The 18,833-nt window shown below is 40.2% G+C and carries 16 protein-coding genes; 2 read left to right on the top strand and 14 right to left on the bottom strand.

The genetic code is table 11. From position 1 onward, the window contains the following. Positions 1-32: 32 nt before the first annotated feature. From ACE1TH_RS00315 to ACE1TH_RS00290, 6 genes are all read right to left on the bottom strand, one after another. A complete protein-coding gene (locus ACE1TH_RS00315; RefSeq protein ID WP_255223822.1) occupies positions 33-1,691 on the bottom strand; it encodes an alpha-keto acid decarboxylase family protein in 1,659 nt (552 codons plus the stop codon). 1,186 nt (positions 1,692-2,877) lie between these two features. Continuing rightward, entirely contained in the window at positions 2,878-4,425 is a 1,548-nt protein-coding gene (gene guaA / locus ACE1TH_RS00310) for a glutamine-hydrolyzing GMP synthase (RefSeq protein WP_099302012.1), read from the bottom strand. A 201-nt stretch (positions 4,426-4,626) separates the two neighbouring features. Beyond that, complete coding sequence (locus tag ACE1TH_RS00305; RefSeq protein ID WP_375078190.1) at positions 4,627-6,807, bottom strand: transglutaminase TgpA family protein; 2,181 nt, start codon at positions 6,805-6,807, stop codon at positions 4,627-4,629. After that, entirely contained in the window at positions 6,797-7,891 is a 1,095-nt protein-coding gene (locus tag ACE1TH_RS00300) for a DUF58 domain-containing protein (RefSeq protein WP_375078188.1), read from the bottom strand. The genes ACE1TH_RS00305 and ACE1TH_RS00300 overlap by 11 nt, the downstream gene beginning before the upstream one ends. 77 nt (positions 7,892-7,968) lie before the next feature. After that, on the bottom strand, positions 7,969-8,916 hold the full coding sequence (locus ACE1TH_RS00295) for an AAA family ATPase (RefSeq protein ID WP_255225398.1): 948 nt from the start codon (positions 8,914-8,916) through the stop codon (positions 7,969-7,971). Between the two features lie 211 nt (positions 8,917-9,127). Then, complete coding sequence (locus ACE1TH_RS00290; RefSeq protein ID WP_375078187.1) at positions 9,128-9,694, bottom strand: thioredoxin family protein; 567 nt, start codon at positions 9,692-9,694, stop codon at positions 9,128-9,130. A gap of 150 nt (positions 9,695-9,844) precedes the next feature. On the opposite strand from ACE1TH_RS00290, the gene ACE1TH_RS00285 reads away from it, so the two are divergent. Further along, entirely contained in the window at positions 9,845-10,795 is a 951-nt protein-coding gene (locus ACE1TH_RS00285) for a metallophosphoesterase (RefSeq protein WP_099302016.1), read from the top strand. A gap of 70 nt (positions 10,796-10,865) precedes the next feature. Beyond that, complete coding sequence (locus ACE1TH_RS00280) at positions 10,866-11,138, top strand: hypothetical protein (protein WP_176554316.1); 273 nt, start codon at positions 10,866-10,868, stop codon at positions 11,136-11,138. Between the two features lie 41 nt (positions 11,139-11,179). Here the strand turns inward: ACE1TH_RS00280 and ACE1TH_RS00275 are convergent, their stop codons facing one another. From ACE1TH_RS00275 to ACE1TH_RS00240, 8 genes are all read right to left on the bottom strand, one after another. After that, the gene (locus tag ACE1TH_RS00275) at positions 11,180-11,428 is read right to left on the bottom strand and encodes a spore coat protein (protein ID WP_099302018.1); all 249 of its coding nucleotides are present in this window, start codon (positions 11,426-11,428) and stop codon (positions 11,180-11,182) included. A gap of 75 nt (positions 11,429-11,503) precedes the next feature. Beyond that, positions 11,504-13,477 (bottom strand): penicillin-binding transpeptidase domain-containing protein, encoded by a 1,974-nt coding sequence (locus ACE1TH_RS00270; RefSeq protein ID WP_255223828.1) that lies wholly within the window; start codon positions 13,475-13,477, stop codon positions 11,504-11,506. A gap of 223 nt (positions 13,478-13,700) precedes the next feature. Then, positions 13,701-14,279 (bottom strand): nitroreductase family protein, encoded by a 579-nt coding sequence (locus ACE1TH_RS00265; protein ID WP_373454095.1) that lies wholly within the window; start codon positions 14,277-14,279, stop codon positions 13,701-13,703. A gap of 205 nt (positions 14,280-14,484) precedes the next feature. Further along, positions 14,485-15,297 (bottom strand): ectoine/hydroxyectoine ABC transporter ATP-binding protein EhuA, encoded by an 813-nt coding sequence (ehuA, locus tag ACE1TH_RS00260; protein WP_303709712.1) that lies wholly within the window; start codon positions 15,295-15,297, stop codon positions 14,485-14,487. A 5-nt stretch (positions 15,298-15,302) separates the two neighbouring features. Further along, on the bottom strand, positions 15,303-15,983 hold the full coding sequence (gene ehuD / locus ACE1TH_RS00255) for an ectoine/hydroxyectoine ABC transporter permease subunit EhuD (RefSeq protein ID WP_255223830.1): 681 nt from the start codon (positions 15,981-15,983) through the stop codon (positions 15,303-15,305). Beyond that, entirely contained in the window at positions 15,980-16,651 is a 672-nt protein-coding gene (ehuC, locus tag ACE1TH_RS00250) for an ectoine/hydroxyectoine ABC transporter permease subunit EhuC (RefSeq protein WP_099302023.1), read from the bottom strand. The genes ehuD and ehuC overlap by 4 nt, the downstream gene beginning before the upstream one ends. A 77-nt stretch (positions 16,652-16,728) precedes the next feature. Then, complete coding sequence (ehuB, locus tag ACE1TH_RS00245; protein ID WP_099302024.1) at positions 16,729-17,604, bottom strand: ectoine/hydroxyectoine ABC transporter substrate-binding protein EhuB; 876 nt, start codon at positions 17,602-17,604, stop codon at positions 16,729-16,731. A gap of 365 nt (positions 17,605-17,969) precedes the next feature. Beyond that, positions 17,970-18,779 (bottom strand): DUF6612 family protein, encoded by an 810-nt coding sequence (locus ACE1TH_RS00240; protein WP_099302025.1) that lies wholly within the window; start codon positions 18,777-18,779, stop codon positions 17,970-17,972. Positions 18,780-18,833 lie beyond the last annotated feature (54 nt).

Raw genomic sequence — 18,833 nt, 5'->3', positions numbered from 1 at the left:
TTCGATAAAGAAGAGTAACGCTCACGTTAGCGCTACTCTTCTTTTTTAAATGCTCGAATTTGTTTTACATAGTCTGGTGCATCCATTGGATCATCAACAACTAATTCTACCACGCAAAGTTGATCAACTTCGTTTACTTTTTGAAGAACTTCTTTTAGTTCCGTCGTTGTTTTCGCTGTGAAGCTGCTTGCGCCTCCGCCAAAGCCTTCAAGAAGCGCTTCATAATTCCACTGTGGAATCTCATTGTAGTCTTGCTCTTTCGTTTCCGTATTTAAATATTTTTCAATTGTGTAGCCCTGATTATTTAAGATAAAAATAATTGGCTTACAATCGTAATAAAGCATTGAACTGATTTCTTGAGCAGTTAGCTGTAGCGAACCATCTCCTGTAAAAAGAAGAGTTCGACGGCTTGGTGCTGCAATACTCGCTCCGAATGCTGCCGCCGTTGCAAACCCAATCGATTGCCAGCCGCCTTGCTTTAAGTAGCTAACCCCTTTTTTCATGCGGGCTTGAGACATTCCATAAAAAAACGTACCCGTTTCGACTACAACGACATCCTCTTCTTTAATAAAGTCTTGCAACATCGGGTAATACTGTTTTGCACGTAGTGGTCCGTCCTCCACCTCCTCACCGCTTCCATATGGGAAAGAAATCGTCCTTTGATACGATTCATTTTTTGATAAATCAAGCTGGCCGATTTGTTTCAGTACATCATACGCTTTTACCTGTTCATAAGTCGCATGCTCGACTCTTACGTAGTGAGGCTGAATGTCTATAAGCTGTTCTTTTTGTATGGATGCAGTGAAATTTGCGGTGTTCGTATCTGCCCATACGAGACCGACACCAATGACGCAATCAGATTGCTCGACTATGTCTCTCACTTCATGGCTGCCAAAATCTCCTGCGTACAATCCGATGTATTCTTCTAAACTTTCGTCTACCGATCCTTTTCCATACATCATACTGGCTACTGGAATATGGAACGTTTTCGTAACGGTTTGAATCATCTTTTCTAATTCAAAACTCTTTACTTTCGTATCAACAAGCAAGACTGGGTTTTTGCTCTCTTTCAACTTTACATCAAGGTGACGAATTGCTTGAGCAAGGGTTTGTTGATCGGTTTCAAAAGCCTCAATCGAGTTCGTCTCTTCTTCTAGTATTGATTCATTTGTCAGATCATCCGCAATCATCAAATAAACCGGTTTCTGATAATCTTTTGCTAGTTGAATCGCTTTTGTTATTTCCGTTCTTGCATTACTCGGCGTGACAACGGTCGAGTATGCTGAAATTTCTGCGAACATGCGTTTAAATATGCCAAAGTCTCCATTCATTAATGTATGGTGAACTTGTAAACCTTTTGCTTGTTTATCGCGATCCGGCGCACCAACAATATGAATAATCGGGATATTTTCGCAATTCGCCCCTGCAATTGCGTTTGCCGCGCTAAGTTCCCCAACACCGAACGCCGTAACAAGTGCGGAAATTCCATGCAGACGGGCATATCCGTCCGCGGCATAACCTGCATTTAATTCATTTCGATTATGAATAAAGCGTAACCCGTCTGTTCGTTCTAATGTATCGAGTAATGCAAAATTATAATCACCAGGAACGCCGAATACGTCTTTTATCCCTTCCTTTCGCAATGCTTCATATAAATAGTCCCCAATTGTTTCTGTCTGATCTGAAGCCATTCAAACCTCTCCTTTCAAACGTCTATACAAAACGTATACCCTTAAATTCAAATCACACACCCGCTTAAACGAGATAAATCGTTTATAAAACAATCAACTAGCTATTTGCATAAATGATCGTTACGTACCTCATCACCATTTAAAATCGCCATAAAAATAAAACGGCCGAAAACAGTCCCTATGACCTAATTAAAATTATTTAATTTTTTTCCTTTTTATAGAAGGAATTCAAAAAGTTATGAAGAATTATCTAATTGCAAAATTAATTACTACAAAATTCCTACATGGCTCTACTTCATTAGACAAAACACCCTTCTATTACTCTGTCCCCACCCCCCTGGTCAAACGTCCCTTTATCGTCTTTTGTAAATCATTGAAAGGAGGTGAGTGCCTAATTAACCGCACAATCCTCGCGCCATAGTCTCTCTTAACTAAGGCCTTAACCCCGTTTATATAAGTGTTGTATGTGCTCTCCCCCTCCAAGCATGTTCTTACACTCATTGGTCTTTCCTCATTGACCATTTATTTAACCTTATACGTTACGCCGTATGAAAAAGAGCCCTAAAACCAACTGATGGTCCCTAGGGCTCAACTTTAAAGCTAGAATGTAAACGTCAGCTTAAAATTATTGTTTAGCTTGAAAGGTGTGAGGGTATGTAAATATGTTACACCCCCTATCTATTTGCCGTTATCTATGAGACACTTGTTCGTAAGCCTAAAGCTAGGCTAATTAAGGAGAGTGCCTTATTTACAAAGTAGTTCGGTACGTTAATGGTAGAGCAGAAAACGCTAAAACCATCAATCGCAACATAAAATCGTTTAATGATTTAGCTTCTGCGGAACTAGAAGTAAAAAATTAAATTTAGATCTCATTCTCTTAGACAATGATGTTTGGGGAATTGAAGTGATATAAGTAGGCATGGCCTACTTATTTTTTTGCCCTTTAAGCAGGACACGTTACTTGCAGACATGTATATTATGTTAAAAGCTCCCTCCGGTTACGTATTTTAGAGAAGATCAAGGTGGAGACAATCCTATAAATAACTTCAATAACAAAAAAGCCACCTTCTCGATTGAAAAGAGAAGATGGCTTCAATTGTTTCCGACAATCTTTGTAGAGAGCTTAATAATTTCAAACGTTGGTTTCCGCTTGTACCCAGCGTTTCAGTCAATTCTCAGAAACGTCTTACTCCCACTCGATTGTGGATGGTGGCTTGCTCGTCACATCGTACACGATGCGGTTGACGTGCGCAACTTCGTTAACAATACGAGTAGAGATAATCTCTAACACATCCCAAGGGATACGTGCCCAATCAGACGTCATACCGTCAATCGATGTTACAGCGCGAATACCTACAGTATAATCATACGTACGAGCATCGCCCATTACGCCTACACTTCGCATGTTTGGAAGCGCAGTAAAGTACTGCCAAATTTCACGCTCAAGTCCAGCTTTCTTAATTTCTTCACGTAAAATTGCATCACTTTCGCGAACGATGGTTAGCTTTTCATCAGTAATTTCACCTAGTACACGAATGCCTAAACCTGGTCCAGGGAAAGGTTGACGCCAAACAATTTCGTCTGCTATACCAAGCTCAGAACCAAGCGCACGTACTTCATCTTTAAATAAAGCATTTAATGGCTCGATTAATTCAAAGCTCATATCTTCCGGTAAACCGCCAACATTGTGATGCGATTTAATCGTTTGGGCTGTATCTGTACCAGACTCAATAATATCTGTATAAAGAGTTCCTTGAGCAAGGAAGTCCATTTTCTTATCTTTTAATTTCGCTGCTTCCTCGTCAAACACGTAAATAAATTCATTCCCGATGATTTTACGCTTTTGCTCAGGGTCTGTTACACCTTTAAGTTTTCCTAAGAAGCGATCAGCTGCATCAATTTTGACGACATTCATATTGAAGCCTTCACTGAATGTCTCCATGACACTCTCAGCTTCATCTTTACGTAGTAATCCATGATCAATAAACATACACGTTAGTTGGTCACCAATTGCTTTATGAATTAAAACAGCCACGACAGAAGAATCAACGCCACCGCTTAACGCGCATAAAACGTGACGATCGCCAACTTGCTCACGAATTTTTTTGATTTCTTCTTCAATGAAATTCTCCATTGACCAATCGCCTTTAGATCCACAAATTGTGAATGCAAAGTTCTTTAGCAATTCATTTCCGAATTCAGAATGACGTACTTCTGGGTGGAACTGAACACCATAGAATTTTCTTGACTCATCGCTCATTGCAGCTACTGGGCAAGATGGGTTTGAACCGTCAACCGTAAAACCTTCTGGTGGCGCAATAATTTTATCACCATGACTCATCCAAACCGTTTGCTCAATCGGCAAACCTTTAAATAAGTCAGATTGATTTTCTACATGTAACACAGCTTTCCCATACTCACGGTGGGATGCTTTTTCAACTTTCCCGCCAAAATGGTGGGTCATCAGCTGAACACCATAACATATTCCTAAGATCGGAATACCTAAATCATAGATAGCTGGATCACAAGAAGGTGCTCCTTCTACGTATGCACTGTTTGGTCCACCAGAGAAAATAATCCCAATTGGATTTAATGCTTTAATTTCTTCGGCCGTAGTTTTGTGAGAGTGTAGCTCACTATACACGCCTAAGTCGCGGATACGACGTGTAATCAATTGATTATACTGCCCTCCGAAATCAAGAACAACAATTGTTTCATGATTCGTCACTTGCATCTTATTCACCCTTTATCCTGTTTTCTTCCTTTATTTAAAAAGTTATGAAGCATCTCAAGCAAACAAAACGGCTACAAAAACAATGAACATTCCATTGAATTGTAGCCCTACTTTCGCGCTAGCTTTCAAACTCTTTTTAGTATGTGCATAATTAAATAGTATTCATTCAAGTTTAATCATAACAAGCAAGTATTCCGCAGGTCAAGAAGTGATTTGTTTCAGCATCTTTTTCCAATTTTCATCAAATTTCTGCTTATTTAACTGGTGTTTGTTGTCGCTATATAGAAATTGCTCGTACGTTTCTGCCAACTCCACCATCGGACTGTCTTGAAGCGCTAATTCTTTTTCTACGTATCGAGCGTACTCACGTATCGTTTGGTTTTCTTTTCGTTTCACACCATACAATCGTAACAACCAAAGCAAATGCTCAAAGGATCGTGCGTAATCTTCTACTGACTGAGCAGATCGTTGTTTCCGATTGACATAGGTTGTGCTTAATCTTTTTCGGAAGACAAACACCAGCGTACTGAGAATAATCAATAAACCAATACTTGTTCCAATAAGCCAGCCATATGATTGCTGCTCATTTGAAGCTGCCTCGTCATTTGTTCCTTCTTCTGTTTCTTCAACCTGCGCTTCTTCTTCAGGAAGCTCAAGGTCCTCTTGCTCTTCTGGTGTCGGAATTTCCTCTAAATCATTATTTTCAAGATCCAATTGTTCTTGTTCATAATTAAAGCCAGAAAAACTAGGCGTTGGTTCAAACGATACCCATCCAGCACTCGGAAAATAAACTTCCACCCATGAATGCGCGTTTTTGTTTGAAATTAAAAACGATTGATTGTCTTCATTTGTTTCGAGAAGCTCACCTTCCGTAAACCCTTTTACCCACCTTGTTGGAATATCAAGGGTTCGGAGCATCACTGCCATCGCCGTTGAAAAATTATCACAATAGCCTCTTTGCGTCTCAAATAAAAATTGGTCCACATAGTCTTGGTTAGCACCGGGCACCGGAACATCTTCTGTTTCATATTGAAACTCAGGACCACGCAAATAACGTTCAATCGCCCTCACCTGATCATAGACCGTCTCACTTGTTGTCGTTAGTTCCTCGGCAAGCTCTTGTACGCGATCAGGCAACGCTTCAGGGAGCTGAGTATACGCATCCATTTCAAGGTCCGAAAACCCTTCCCCATCTTCTTTCAATCCAGCTATTTGGAACGTTTGCTCAAAGTAGGCTAACTCATACTGATTAGGCGGGACTTGTCCATTTAAAAAAGTCGCTTGATTTGATACCGGGTGAATAACTACCGGTTCGACTTGTTCCGTATGGACATTTTCAATTTCGTCTGAGAGTAACTCACCTGGATAAAAGAAATGATTAAAACGTTGCTCTCCTTCTCCATAAAACTGCAGCTGTGCTACTTTTTCTTCTCGCTCTACTGCTTCAAGTTCGTCAGACTGTATAGGTGGAGATACATGTCTCTCATTTGTTTCATCGATTGATAAATCCCAACCAGACCCAGTGTAATAATTTTTCGTTTCGCCTTTCCAGTACTCTCCCTGCTCTATGGTTGCTTCAAAAACAGGAGTATCGTCTTGAACAAACCCACCACCTAGCATACTGTCATCTTCACTATAGCCAATGCGTTGAATCGGTGTACCTCCACTTGAAAAACCAAATACAGTTTCAAGAAAAGGAACAGGGTCTGACCATTGTGGCTCAGGTTTTGGCATCGCAAAACTTAAAGAAGCAGCCGTTAGAATAAATACGCTGATAAAAGCCATGACTTTTCCTATTTTCAAAAAAGAAAAGCTTCCATTTTTTTCTCCATTTTTTAATAAACGAAGCGTCACTACAAGGATCATTCCAATGATAAATAAACGAACAATGGATGCTTCCCCACTATAATCTGTGAATGAATCAATCGCCCCTACATATACGACGCTTACAATTAAAAACAGCAAGATCCTTCTAACATGAACGATCCAATAATGAAGCAAGTAACTTAAGATAGACAATAAAACAATAAATAGAAACGTACGAAATAATTCTGAGAGCTCTAAAACATTACCTGCGAGAATGTAAATCAAATTATCAAAAAAATCCTGTACCACTAGGGAAAACCAAGACTCTTGAACCTCTTGGCTAGAAGGAAAGAGCCAAAATAACGCACCAATGGTAACAACGACTCTTAGTAGAAAAGAGAGAATAATCGGTAGTTTTAAAAGCGTAATAATAAAAAACAGCGCCGCAATAACAATAAATGCCGAGACGCTTCCACCACTCGTAATGTAAGGAACTGGATAAAGCCATTCGAGTAATAAAATAAATCCTAGCCCATATAAAAAATAATCACGTAACGCATAATTGTTATGACTCACTTTTTTCACCCCTTAAACGATCATGATGTTGATGGGGGATAAACACATGTCCTCCAGCTTTACGAACTTCGAGGAACTGTTCTTGTGTTAATGCTTCGGTTGCTACAAGATAAACGTTTATGCGATTCATAGCCGTAGTGCGAATCATATGAAGAATCGACTTAGACAAACGCGGCGTGATGAAGAAACAAAGCCCATCTTTTTCAGGAAATGCCCATTCTGCCTTCGTTTGTGGAACCGGATTAATCATGGCAAATAGCCGTAACGCATGCTTCCAATTTTTTTGTGTGAGCTCTTTGCGGACCCACTCATCGTTATAAACAAACAAGGTTGTATGTATACGGTCTTGAATGAGCGTAGACGTTATCGACGCCGCATCTTTAATACTCTCCTCGTATTGTAGAGGGTCGGCAAATGCATCATCGCTTGTTGCAAAATGCACAACAGTCACGCCTTTATCTTCTTCCGTTTCAAATTCTTTCGTCAACAGACCACTTACACCTGCTGAACGTTTCCAGTCAATTTTACTTAATCGGTCACCTGCAGCATAATGTCTAATACTTGAAATCAAATCTTCATTTAACCCTTTTCGAACATGCTTCGCTTGACTAGAATAAGCAAATAATTCATGTTTGTTGGCAATTTTATAGAAAGGTGGCGAAACAACGACTTCGGTATTCACTTGCAGTGACCGCTTCACCCAGATTAAACCGAATAAATCATTGGCATACACACTTGCTTGATTGAACTGATACACCCCTCTTTGCAACCCCTTTGCATCATAAGAAAGCGTAAATCGATTATCAAACGAAAATGAAAAAAGTTGCTCATTTTTTTCGGATATAAATGTTTCTGGCGTGCGGTCTATAAGTTGGTAATAGAAAAACGGAATGTAAGCAGGCTTGGACAATGTTACTTCTACGGTTACAACTTCCCCTACTTCAATGCTATTGTTTCGCAACGTTCGATCTATCTTTAAGCCAATGACGGATAGAAACGGAATCATACAGGAAAAAAGAAAGACAAACACCAGCCCGTAGAAAAGAAACCAACTAACAAATCCACCTTGAAACATGGCAAACATAAAAGAAAGTGAGAAGATTATTATGACTATGAGCCACCTTAAAACAAATCGACTCGCCTGCTTTATCGTGGATGTATTCATTTAAAATTGTCCTTCTTATCCATTACTGGTACGCGAATATGTGCAAGAATGCTCTCGATCACTTCTTCCACTTTCTTTTCTTTTAGTAAAGATTCATTTGTCAGTCGTATCCGATGACTTAACACAGAAGACGCAATTTCTTTCACATCATCAGGGGTCACGAAGTCTTTTCCATTTATTAACGCATTTGCTTGACTTGCTCGCATGAGGGCAATCGTCGCCCTTGGACTTGCACCTAATTCAATCGCTTTACTCATTCTTGTCGCATGAATCAAATTGACGATATACGTTTTAACAGCTTCATTAATATAGATGTTTCTCGCAACTTTTTGTAGTGTAATCACTTCTTCTAACTCAATCACATTCGAAATTGAGTGAATCGGGTGTTCTTTCTCCACTCGATTTAATAACTCAAGTTCTTCTTTCACTGACGGATACCCTAAGTTGATTTTGATTAGAAATCGATCAAGCTGAGCCTCTGGTAATGGAAACGTCCCTGCATATTCGATCGGGTTCTGTGTTGCTAGCACAAAAAATGGCGCATGAATCTGCATCGTTTCGCCATCAACTGTAACATTCCCCTCTTCTAAAGCTTCGAGTAACGCTGACTGTGTTTTAGGCGAGGTACGATTGATCTCATCGGCTAGTACGACATTTGCGATTATTGGGCCTGCTTTAAATTCAAATAATTGAGTTTTTTGATTATAAATCGCAACACCTGTTACGTCTGAAGGAAGCAAATCGGGCGTAAATTGTATGCGTTTGAACGAACCTCCGATGGTTTTAGCCATGGCTCGAACGAAGACGGTTTTCCCTACTCCAGGAACATCTTCTAGCAAAACATGACCACCCGCTAACAACGCAACGAGTGAAAGTTTTATCTCTTTTCGTTTCCCTATCATGACAGTTTCTACATTTTCGATTATTTTATCTATCGTTAACATATGCGAATGTAAAGTGGTCTCCAACGCTTAAATCCCCCTAAATCTGTACTTTTCCATATTGTAACATCTCTATCTTACTTATTAACAGTCGCTTTATAAATAAAAAAGCCAACTTCCTTCAGCGTATTTTTTATAAAAAAAGCCTTTGACTCAAAACGTACAAAGGCTCTTCAGTATACTAACAGTCTAATATTCCAATGCCCTTCCTCTGCTAAAGCGAAGGAAACGTTTTGAACACCGTTAATAGATCTTTTTCAACAGCTGTCCACGTTGATTTTTCTTTGAATAATTGATGCATTTTTGGGAGGAATGTTTCTTTAAATTCTTTTTCATACGTCGGTGCATCTTTTTCAGGTAAAGACGTTTTATAACTTGAAACGACTTCCTCAATTTCTTGTGCCCTCGGTCCCCATTTTGCAAGTTCCTCTCCATTTTCGTCCATAAAAAGAATGATTGGAATTGAACGAGCTCGTCCATTTGTTAAATACTGATCCATAAGCTCTAAATTCTCATCTCTAATAAGAAATCGGCATTCCATTAAGCTATTTTGTGTCAATTTCAGGAATACAGGAATATTCACCATCGCATCGCCACACCAATCTGCTGTGAGTACAACTGCTTTTATCCCTTTACCTACTGAAGCCTGTGTCACTTGTTTTGCTTCTTGACTAAGTTGATAACCATGAAAAATTGAAAGCAGTGATTCTTGGTTTACCTGCATAGATTCTATATATTCTTGCGTGGTCATCCCTTTATCAAACCATTTTTTTAAATGCATATCTGTTGTCTCCTTTTTTAACACCATCATTCCTTATAGTTTACCATAATGTGTGGATCCAACTCCGCAAATTAGCTTACGACACTTTTCCAAATCAACTACATAAAATTCCCTTCAAATGACACACTATCAGAATGAGGGAGTGATTAAATGAAGTACAATTTAAAAAAGAAAACATGGTCTTTATTTATTACAATGTTCGCCGTTTTGATTTTCTTTCAGTCTTCTCATCCAGTTGATGCAAAAAATGACAAATCATTCTCTTTTGTCTGGATGTCAGACACCCAATACTATTCACAAAAATATCCTTATATTTACGATCATATGACATCATGGATTGCAGAACATGCGAAGGATGAATCGATCAAATATGTCATACATACAGGTGACATTGTAGACAGAATGAATAATGAATTTGAATGGGTTCAAGCCGATGTCGCAATGAAAAAATTAGATGAAGCAAACATTCCTTATGGTGTGCTAGCAGGAAATCATGACATCGGGCATAATGATCGAAACTATAAAATGTTTAAATCGTATTTTGGGGATGAACGGTTCAAAAACTCGAAAGCATTTAAAGACTCTTACAAAGATAACGAAGCACACTATGATACGATTGTCGTAAATCGACATAAATTGCTTATCTTATATTTAGGCTTTGGTTGGAACCAAGAAACCTTAAATTGGGCAGAAGACGTGTTGAGCGACCACCCTGACCATACTGTTATTTTAGCAACCCACCGTTATTTACAAGTGGACGGCCAACGCTCAAAGGACGGAAATCTTTTGTTTGAAAAACTTGTCGTTCCACATGAAAATGTTCAACTCGTTTTAAGCGGACACTATCATGGTCATGCCCAACGATTTGATCGGTTAGATCAAGACGGAGATGGAATTAATGAACGGATCGTTGTGCAATTATTATCTGACTATCAAAGTTATGAAAAGGGAGGAAATGGTTTTATGCGTATTTTAACCTTTCACCCAAATACGTCCTCAGTAGAAATTCGGACGTATTCTCCATATACAAATGAGCATTTACTGGAAGATGAAGAATTTCAAAAGATCCCAATGAGTTTTCATTTTCCATTAACGTTCTAACTTTAGCCCATTTTGCGTTCGCGCTTCACCTTTCTTCGTGTACAGCCATATTGTGTACTAACCAAGAAAGGTGGTGCTTAATATGAGCTATTATCAAGCTGGTTACGGCAATCCGTGTTGTCCTCCGCCACATTGTGGAGGTTATGGCTATGGTCCTGGTCCAGGCGGTTACGGTCCAGGAGGCTATGGCGGTGGCGGCTACGGTGGTGGCTGGGCGATCGGTATCGTCGTTGTGCTATTTATTCTAATCATCATCATTGGTGGTGCGGGTTTCTATGGCGGCGGCTACGGTGGCGGCTTTGGTGCTGGAGGTTACGGCCCGGGCGGCGGTAAACCTTGTTAAACGAAAAGACAACAGCTTTTGCTGTTGTCTTTTTTTTTCTTTTAATAGTAGTATCCGCCACCATAAGGTGGGTACCCATATGGCGGGTAACCACCACCGTACCCATATCCGTACCCAGGTCCGCCAAAAAGGTATGGCGCCACTAAAGCACCGCCTAAACCCCCAACAAAGCCACCTAATAATGCATTTCCGCCTCCGTAAAAAGGTCTTGGTCTTCTTCCATAGCCATATCCATATGGTCTACGGTAGTCGTGCGGCATGTTTCTTACATACCTATAGGGTGGTTGCATGTTTCAAACCTCCTAGCTTGTTATGAGGTATACTATGCGTCGGTAAACAGGCATGTGCGGAGCGAATGCAATAAATTAATCGAGAAATTGATCATAGATGTGATCAATTATTGGTAAGACATCTCCACTGCCAACCCCATCTTGCATAACCGCAAGCAACAAGCTCGGATCGTCTCGATCATAACTAACGACCCAACCTAATGTATCTTCTCCAACCTCAGCAGTTCCAGTCTTTGCAGCAATCGAATGCCCATCTCTTTGCAACGAACCTGCCGTTCCATTTTCACTTGATACGACGTTTTCTAATGTTTCATCTACGAGATTGGCTGTTTCCGTTGAAACTGGCTCTAGAGCAACTTGATCCGTTTCCTCGTCTTGATCTAATACTGGTTTTATCATTGTGCCTTCATTAACGAATGTCGTAAACATCGAAGCTAAATGAACCGGATTCACTAAAATTTCCCCTTGCCCATATCCTGTATCCGCTAACTGTATTTCTGATTGAAATCCGTTCTCTCCCGTCAGCAACGAGGTTTGCAGAGGATACTCATACTCAAACGTTTCCCCAAATCCAAATAATTCCGCTCCAGCTTGAATCTGCTCTTCTCCTAGTGCTAATGCTGCTTGAGCAAAATAAATATTGTCAGAATAAGCCATCGCATCAAATAAATCTACAGCACCATTTGGATCGGTGACACGACGGACATGATAGCTTCCCCAATCCGAGTCATCTGGCTGCCATTCATGTCCAGAAACATCCACAGTATCTTCAGGGTTTAACGTATCATTTTCAAGACCAATAGCCGCTGTTACTGCTTTCATTGTAGAACCAGGAGAAAAACGGTTATAAAACCGATTTAATAAAGGTTCAGCTTCATCCTCTTCTAACTCTTCGCGTTGAAAACTAGATAGGCCTACTGTCATAAGATTTGGATCATAGCTTGGTGAACTTACTAGAGCTAGTGTTTCTCCTGTTTGCGGATGAAGCGCCACAGCCGTACCGGGTTCCCCATCTAGCTCGCTCATTAATGCTTCTTGAATGTCCATATTAATGGTTAAATGTACGTTTTCCCCATCAACTGCCTCTTGTTCCACAAGCGTATCTTTTTCCTCTCCATCAGGTCCAACGATAAAGATTTTTCCTCCAGGCGTACCTCTTAACTGTTCTTCTTTTATGCGCTCTAAACCAGTCTGACCGATTAGAGATTGCTGATTATAGCCTTCCTCTGCCAACTCCTCTAGTTGTTCAGCTGAAATTGGGCGAATGTAGCCAATTAAATGAGCCGCCGCTTCTCCAAACGGGTACACACGCCCCTCGCCCATTTGATACGTAAAGCCAGGTACATCTTCGTGAATGTCTGTCACCATCTCTAATTCCGACTCTGGTAGTTGACCAATAATGACAAGGCTATCTTCTTGGACCCAACCTTGTTCGAGGATTTGTCGAATCGAATCTTCAGACCGGTTCAATCGTTCAGCTAATTCCGCTATTTCTTCTTCCTCGTTTTCAAACCGGTTTGGAACGATAGCCAAATCCACAACTTGTCCATTAAGTGCTAACCCTTGACCCTCTTGATCAAAAATTTCTCCCCGTTGTTGTGCATACGATCGATAATCGACCGTGTCATCTTCACTTAATTGAGGAAAAATCAAATGATGGTCCCAGTGAACTTCCCATACCTCCTCCTCTTCTTGATTTAATACAAGCGGAAGAGAAGCTTCAAACTCGTATGGACCCACAAGTGTATTCATCGCAACATTTATAGAAATGGACTCTTCATTTTCACCTGAGAATTCTTCAGGATAGGAAGCCTCGACTGAAAAATCATTGACCAGCCCATCATAAATATTTTCATAGCGTTCTACAAACGCCTCTTCTGTTATCGCTTCCTGAGCATCGTTCGTTAACATCTGATACATGGCTTCGTAATTACGATCTTCCCAATTTTCAATATATGCTTCAATTGAGTCTTCTGGCGTTGCGGTTGAACATGCCGCTAAAAATAAGCCAACAATTGAAAAAGTAATAAACACGCTAGGTTTCTTCAATCCATCCAATCCCCTTTTACAACTAGATTTCATTTTCTTTACATTCACTTTATCACACTCATGAAGGGGAATGAACCGTTTTCCTTTCACGAAAAGAGGAGGCATTAGATTGATAAAATGTTCACTATTACTTCCAGCACAAACCGTGGCGTCTATTCGAATTTCATAAACGAAAAATACGACCGACCCTTAAACCGGATCAGTCGTATTCTCGTCTAATTCTCTACTCGTTGATGATCGTTAATTTTTCTTTTATACTTGTCCGTTCTTTTGCTTCTGGGATAAAGTCCGCATACCCAATCATCAACGTTCCAATAATTTTTTCGCCATCTTTCACACCAATCGCCTCTCTAAAAATCGGATCATAAATCCAGTCATTCGTCCGCCAGATCATTCCAATCCCCCTCGCCCAAGCTGCAAGCTGGAAGTTTTGAATCATGGCACTAACCGCACCATAGTCTTCATCCCACGTTTTTTGACGAGGATGTTCAGGCATTACGACCACAAGATGAATTGGTATTTGCCTGAAGTACGCTGCCTTCTTTTGCGCTTTTTCAGGTACAGTTTGGTCTGCTCCCATTTGCGATTTCGTATAAGCTTGAATGAACGTCTCTTTCCCTTCTTCCGCAAAAAGTAAAAATCGCCAAGGCTCCGTTAATTTATGATTAGGTGCCCACTTAGCAACCTCTAGAAGCTCAATGATCTCGTCCGTTGATAAAGCATCTGACTTAAATTTTTTTATTGATCGTCTTTCTTTTATGATTGTGTCAATTATATGTGCTTGATTCGTCATATCCATCATCCTTTTAGCTAACATTACATTTAGTTTAGCGAATGCATGTTATGAAAGCAAGGAATGATTCTCATTTTCAATTAGCCGTTATTAGAAAGTGTTGCTCCCTCCATTTTCTTTGCATCTCGCAGAGGCGTAACGTTCTTTAACCTTGTATTTCCTTACGGTTTAGAAGAGAAACTGTCGCTCCGTATGAACAACAGTTTGCTTTTCATCAAGAATGAAAACGACCTAAGAACGATTTTAATCGATCCGTCTTTGGATTTTTTATCACTTCATCAGGCGTTCCTTGTTCCGCAATTTTTCCCGCATCTAAAAAGAAAACTCGATCTGCCACATCCACAGCAAAATCCATTTCATGAGTAATGAGCATCATCGTCGTTTCTCCCTCTGCTGCAATATCACGAATGACTTCTAATACTTCACCAACAAGCTCTGGATCAAGCGCCGCTGTAACCTCATCAAACAACATGACCTTTGGCTGCATCACTAAAGAGCGAGCAATGGCAACTCTTTGCTGTTGACCACCTGATAATTGCGATGGGTACATATTCATTTTGTCTTCCAATCCAACCTTTGCGAGCATTTTTTTTGCTCGATCCTGTGCCTCTTGCTTGCTAAGTCCTAATACATGAATCGGGGCTTCCGTGCAATTTTTCATAATCGTCATATGCGGAAACAAATTGTACTGTTGAAATACCATCCCTATATTGCCTCTAACTTTTCGTAAATGCTTTTCATCAGCTGGGACAAGTTTTCCATCAACCTCTTTATGCCAAAGCATTTCGCCGTCCACTTCAATCGTTCCTTCTGTCGGTTGTTCTAACGTCATAAGCATTCGAATAATCGTCGTTTTCCCTGATCCAGACGGACCTATTAACGCTATTTTTTCACCTTTTTTGACGTCGATATTTAGTTCATTTAGTACAATTGTATCGCCAAATGCTTTTTTTACATCACGATACCGAACAATGATTTCATCCTTGTTCCCATGCTCATCTCGTTGTTCCACTTCGTCTTTCACCATTTCACTCATGTTTTGACCCCCCGTGTCTCAACTTTGTTCCCGTGTAAGTTTCCTACTTTCCTCTCTAAGTAACGAATCAGCAACGCAGATGGGTAACTTAATAGAAGGAAAAGGAGTCCTACGATTGTAATTGGCTCTACAAAACTATACGTTTGCGAACCAATTGCTCGAGCTGTTGACATCATTTCCATTACAAATACACCAAGTAGTAGCGGTGTCTCTTTAAATAAGACAATTAAGTAATTTCCAAGCATCGGAATGACTGGAGGCACGGCTTGCGGCAAGATAATTTTTCTCCACATTTGTGCTTTAGAAAAGTTTAACGCCTGGCCAGCTTCCCATTGGCTCTTCGGAACAGCTTCAATCCCGGAGCGATAAATTTCTGAAACATAGGTTGCATAATGAATACCAAGAACGACAACCCCTGTTTGAAATCCAGTTAATGGTGTTGTATAAAACACAAAAAACAATTGTACGAGCGGCGGCGTAGCCCGTATGAACTCTACAATGCCACCAATAAGTAATGACAGAGGTTTAATCTTTGAACGCCTTAATAATGCAAAAAGTAAGCCAACTGTTAACGAGATTAAGTAAGCAATCACGGTAACAGAAATGGTTACGGTAATAGCTGACAAGATTTCTGGAAAGATCTCAAACGCAAATTCCCAATCCCAAACGTCATTCATGAGGTGCTCACCCCTTTAGAAACACGCTTTTCTAAATAGCGTGCTAAGAAAATAAGTGGTAACGCCAGCAAGAAATAGGCAAACAATAAGTATGTATAAATTTCCACTTGGCTACTAATCGCCGTATTGCTGCCTCGAAGTACGTTTGCGTTAAACGTTAAATCGGCCAATCCGATAAAATAGACTAATGATGTCCCTTTCAATAATTCGATTGCGTTATTCCCAAACCCTGGTAGCATCAAGCGGAAAGCTTGTGGTAAAATAACGAGCCTCAACCGCTGAAATCTTGTCATATTTAACGAAATAGCTGCTTCGGTTTGCCCGACATGAATCGAATTAATTGCACTTCGTACCACCTCTGATGCATACGCTCCATAATTTAAGCCAACCGCTAATGAACCTGCAAGCATAAGGCTCATATTTAACCCATCAATTAATTGAGGGAGGGCATAATAAAGAAAGAACATTTGTACAAGTAACGATGTGCCTCTAAACAATTCAACAAAGACTGCGGCAATACTTCTAACAACGCCGTACTGAGACGTTCGCATTAATCCAGCAACGATGGCGATCGAATAAGCAATTAAAGCACCATAAAGAAAGACCATTACCGTCGTCGTTAACCCTTGCAAAATAAACGGTACAAACGTACCAAAATTAGAAAACATTTTATACACCTCTCTTTCTACGAGAAAAAGCATGGTTAACGGCTATGCAGCACCATGCTTCGCTCATCTATTTCTTATTAGCTATCCATATTACATCGATCTTCTGTTGTAATATCATCTGGTGGTAAATTTGCTTCTGTAAATCCGAACTCTTCAATAATGGTTAAAAGCTCGCCAGATTCAATTAATTCTTGAAGTCCTTCATTGTATGCTTCTCTTAACTCGTCATCTGCAAATACAGCTGCTCCATATGCGGTTACAGGCTCTCCGTCAATAATTGGCTGTTCGAAGTCCTCAACGAATTCTACTTGACCAGATTCATTGTTTTGGGCAGCCGAGTTTGCTGTTGCATCTGTAGCCACCATGACATCTGCTGATCCGTTCTCAACCGCTGCAATGTTATCCGCAATACTTGACCCTTGCATAAACTGTCCAGAATCAATGCCTAAATCTTCAAGCATGCCAATTTGATTAGCACCTGACATAACGGCAACAGTCACATCCGGGTTATCAACAATATCTTCATAGCTATTTAAATTGAGCGGATTGCCTGATTGTACGACAATGCCTTCTCCATACTGGATTTCAATATCACCAAAATTCCCTGCATCACAGCGCTGAGGTTGAACATCCATCGCTGCTGTAGCCATTTCAAAAGAACCACTGTTTACACCTTCAATGAGTGCACCGAAATCATTAACCGTTCCTTCTATATCTTCATAGCCGATGCTCTGCAACACAGCACGAGCAATTTCAGGAGCGGCCCCTGTCACTTCGTTGTTTTCAACGTCAATGTAACCATATGGCTCTTCATTCGCAACACCAACGCTTACAATTCCGCCACCGTCTCCACCATTGTCTCCACCTGCATCACCGTTATCATCACCATCTCCACATGCCGCAAGTGCCAATGTTGATACGAAAAACACGCCGAATATTCCTATTTTTCTCAATTCAAATGTTCCTCCTCTAGAATCGTCACACAAAAAACAAGCTGTTATAAAAGCGCTAAGTTTCCCAACAACCTCTTTTTTGGCGACCAAGTATAATATGAGTATCATCATAGCACACTTAAAAGATTGACAAAAATCACTTTTTTCGCAAATATCCCCTCCTTTTGGCTTAATATCCCTTTACCCACTCTCTCATTAAATTAAGCCTAAATAGCTCAAAAATAAGCGATTTTTCGGAAAATAACGTTTGCTTTTGGTTTTTTTCCATTATTCCTGCACCTGTAACCTTGCTACTAGGACTTTTCTCCATGAAAACTTAGTTATAAAAAAGAGTAAGGGGATCATCCCCTTACTCTTACATCGGTTTAATCTTGTTGTTCCATTTCTTGTTCCATTTCAGCTTGCATATCGGCCATTTGTTCTTGAGCTTCTTCCAAGGAAATCGCCTCTTCCATTGCAGATTCATCTACATCAGCTTCTTCTAGTGCATTAAACTGACTAAATTCATATGCAACTTCTTCAGAAAACGGTTGTCCTTGCTCCACTAATTCACCGTCAATACTTAGTTGGCTACTCTCTTGCAACATCGAATCTTTCTCAATTAGCATCTCGTAACTAAACTCATTCAATTCAATATCAAGCTCTTCAGGGTTTTGATTCATGAACGCTAACACTAGTTCCGTCGCTTCTTCACTTGTTCCTGAGGCTGTTATTTGATAATGTTCATCGGTTTCTTCCATGCTCAAACTATCTGCATGATTCGCTAACACTTCTAATTGATCTTCCGCAGGCTGAATTGCAGCGGGATCATCCATACCAGCCTCTTCAGTTGGCACAGTTATCCATTCTTCGAGCATAGGATCTTGCTCGTAATATTGACCATCTTGGATGAACATCATTGTCTCCTGCGTTTCATCTGTTTCAGGGTTACTCATCGTTTGCACAGAAGAATACGTAAACGGTTCACGAACAAGCTTCGTAGTTGTTTCTAAACCCTGGTCATTTTGAGCTGACCCTGCTTTTGTATCCATTTGATAGCTTGTTGTTTCAGACATTGTATCGTGTGAATCTTGAAGAACTGTTTCTATATTTTCACTTGACTCTTCTGCACTTTGACATCCTGCAAGAGCCATTGCGGCTATTCCAGAAAAAAGAACAAACGATGTTTTTTTCATGGGTTCCACCTCTATACTTTGACTTCTAAGCCACCCTAACATACAGACGCAGGA

This window comes from Shouchella sp. JSM 1781072 (assembly GCF_041949915.1).
GTDB lineage: Bacteria > Bacillota > Bacilli > Bacillales > Bacillaceae_D > Shouchella.
Note: the sequence above shows the minus strand (reverse complement) of the source record. Positions and strands in the feature narration are given on the sequence as shown.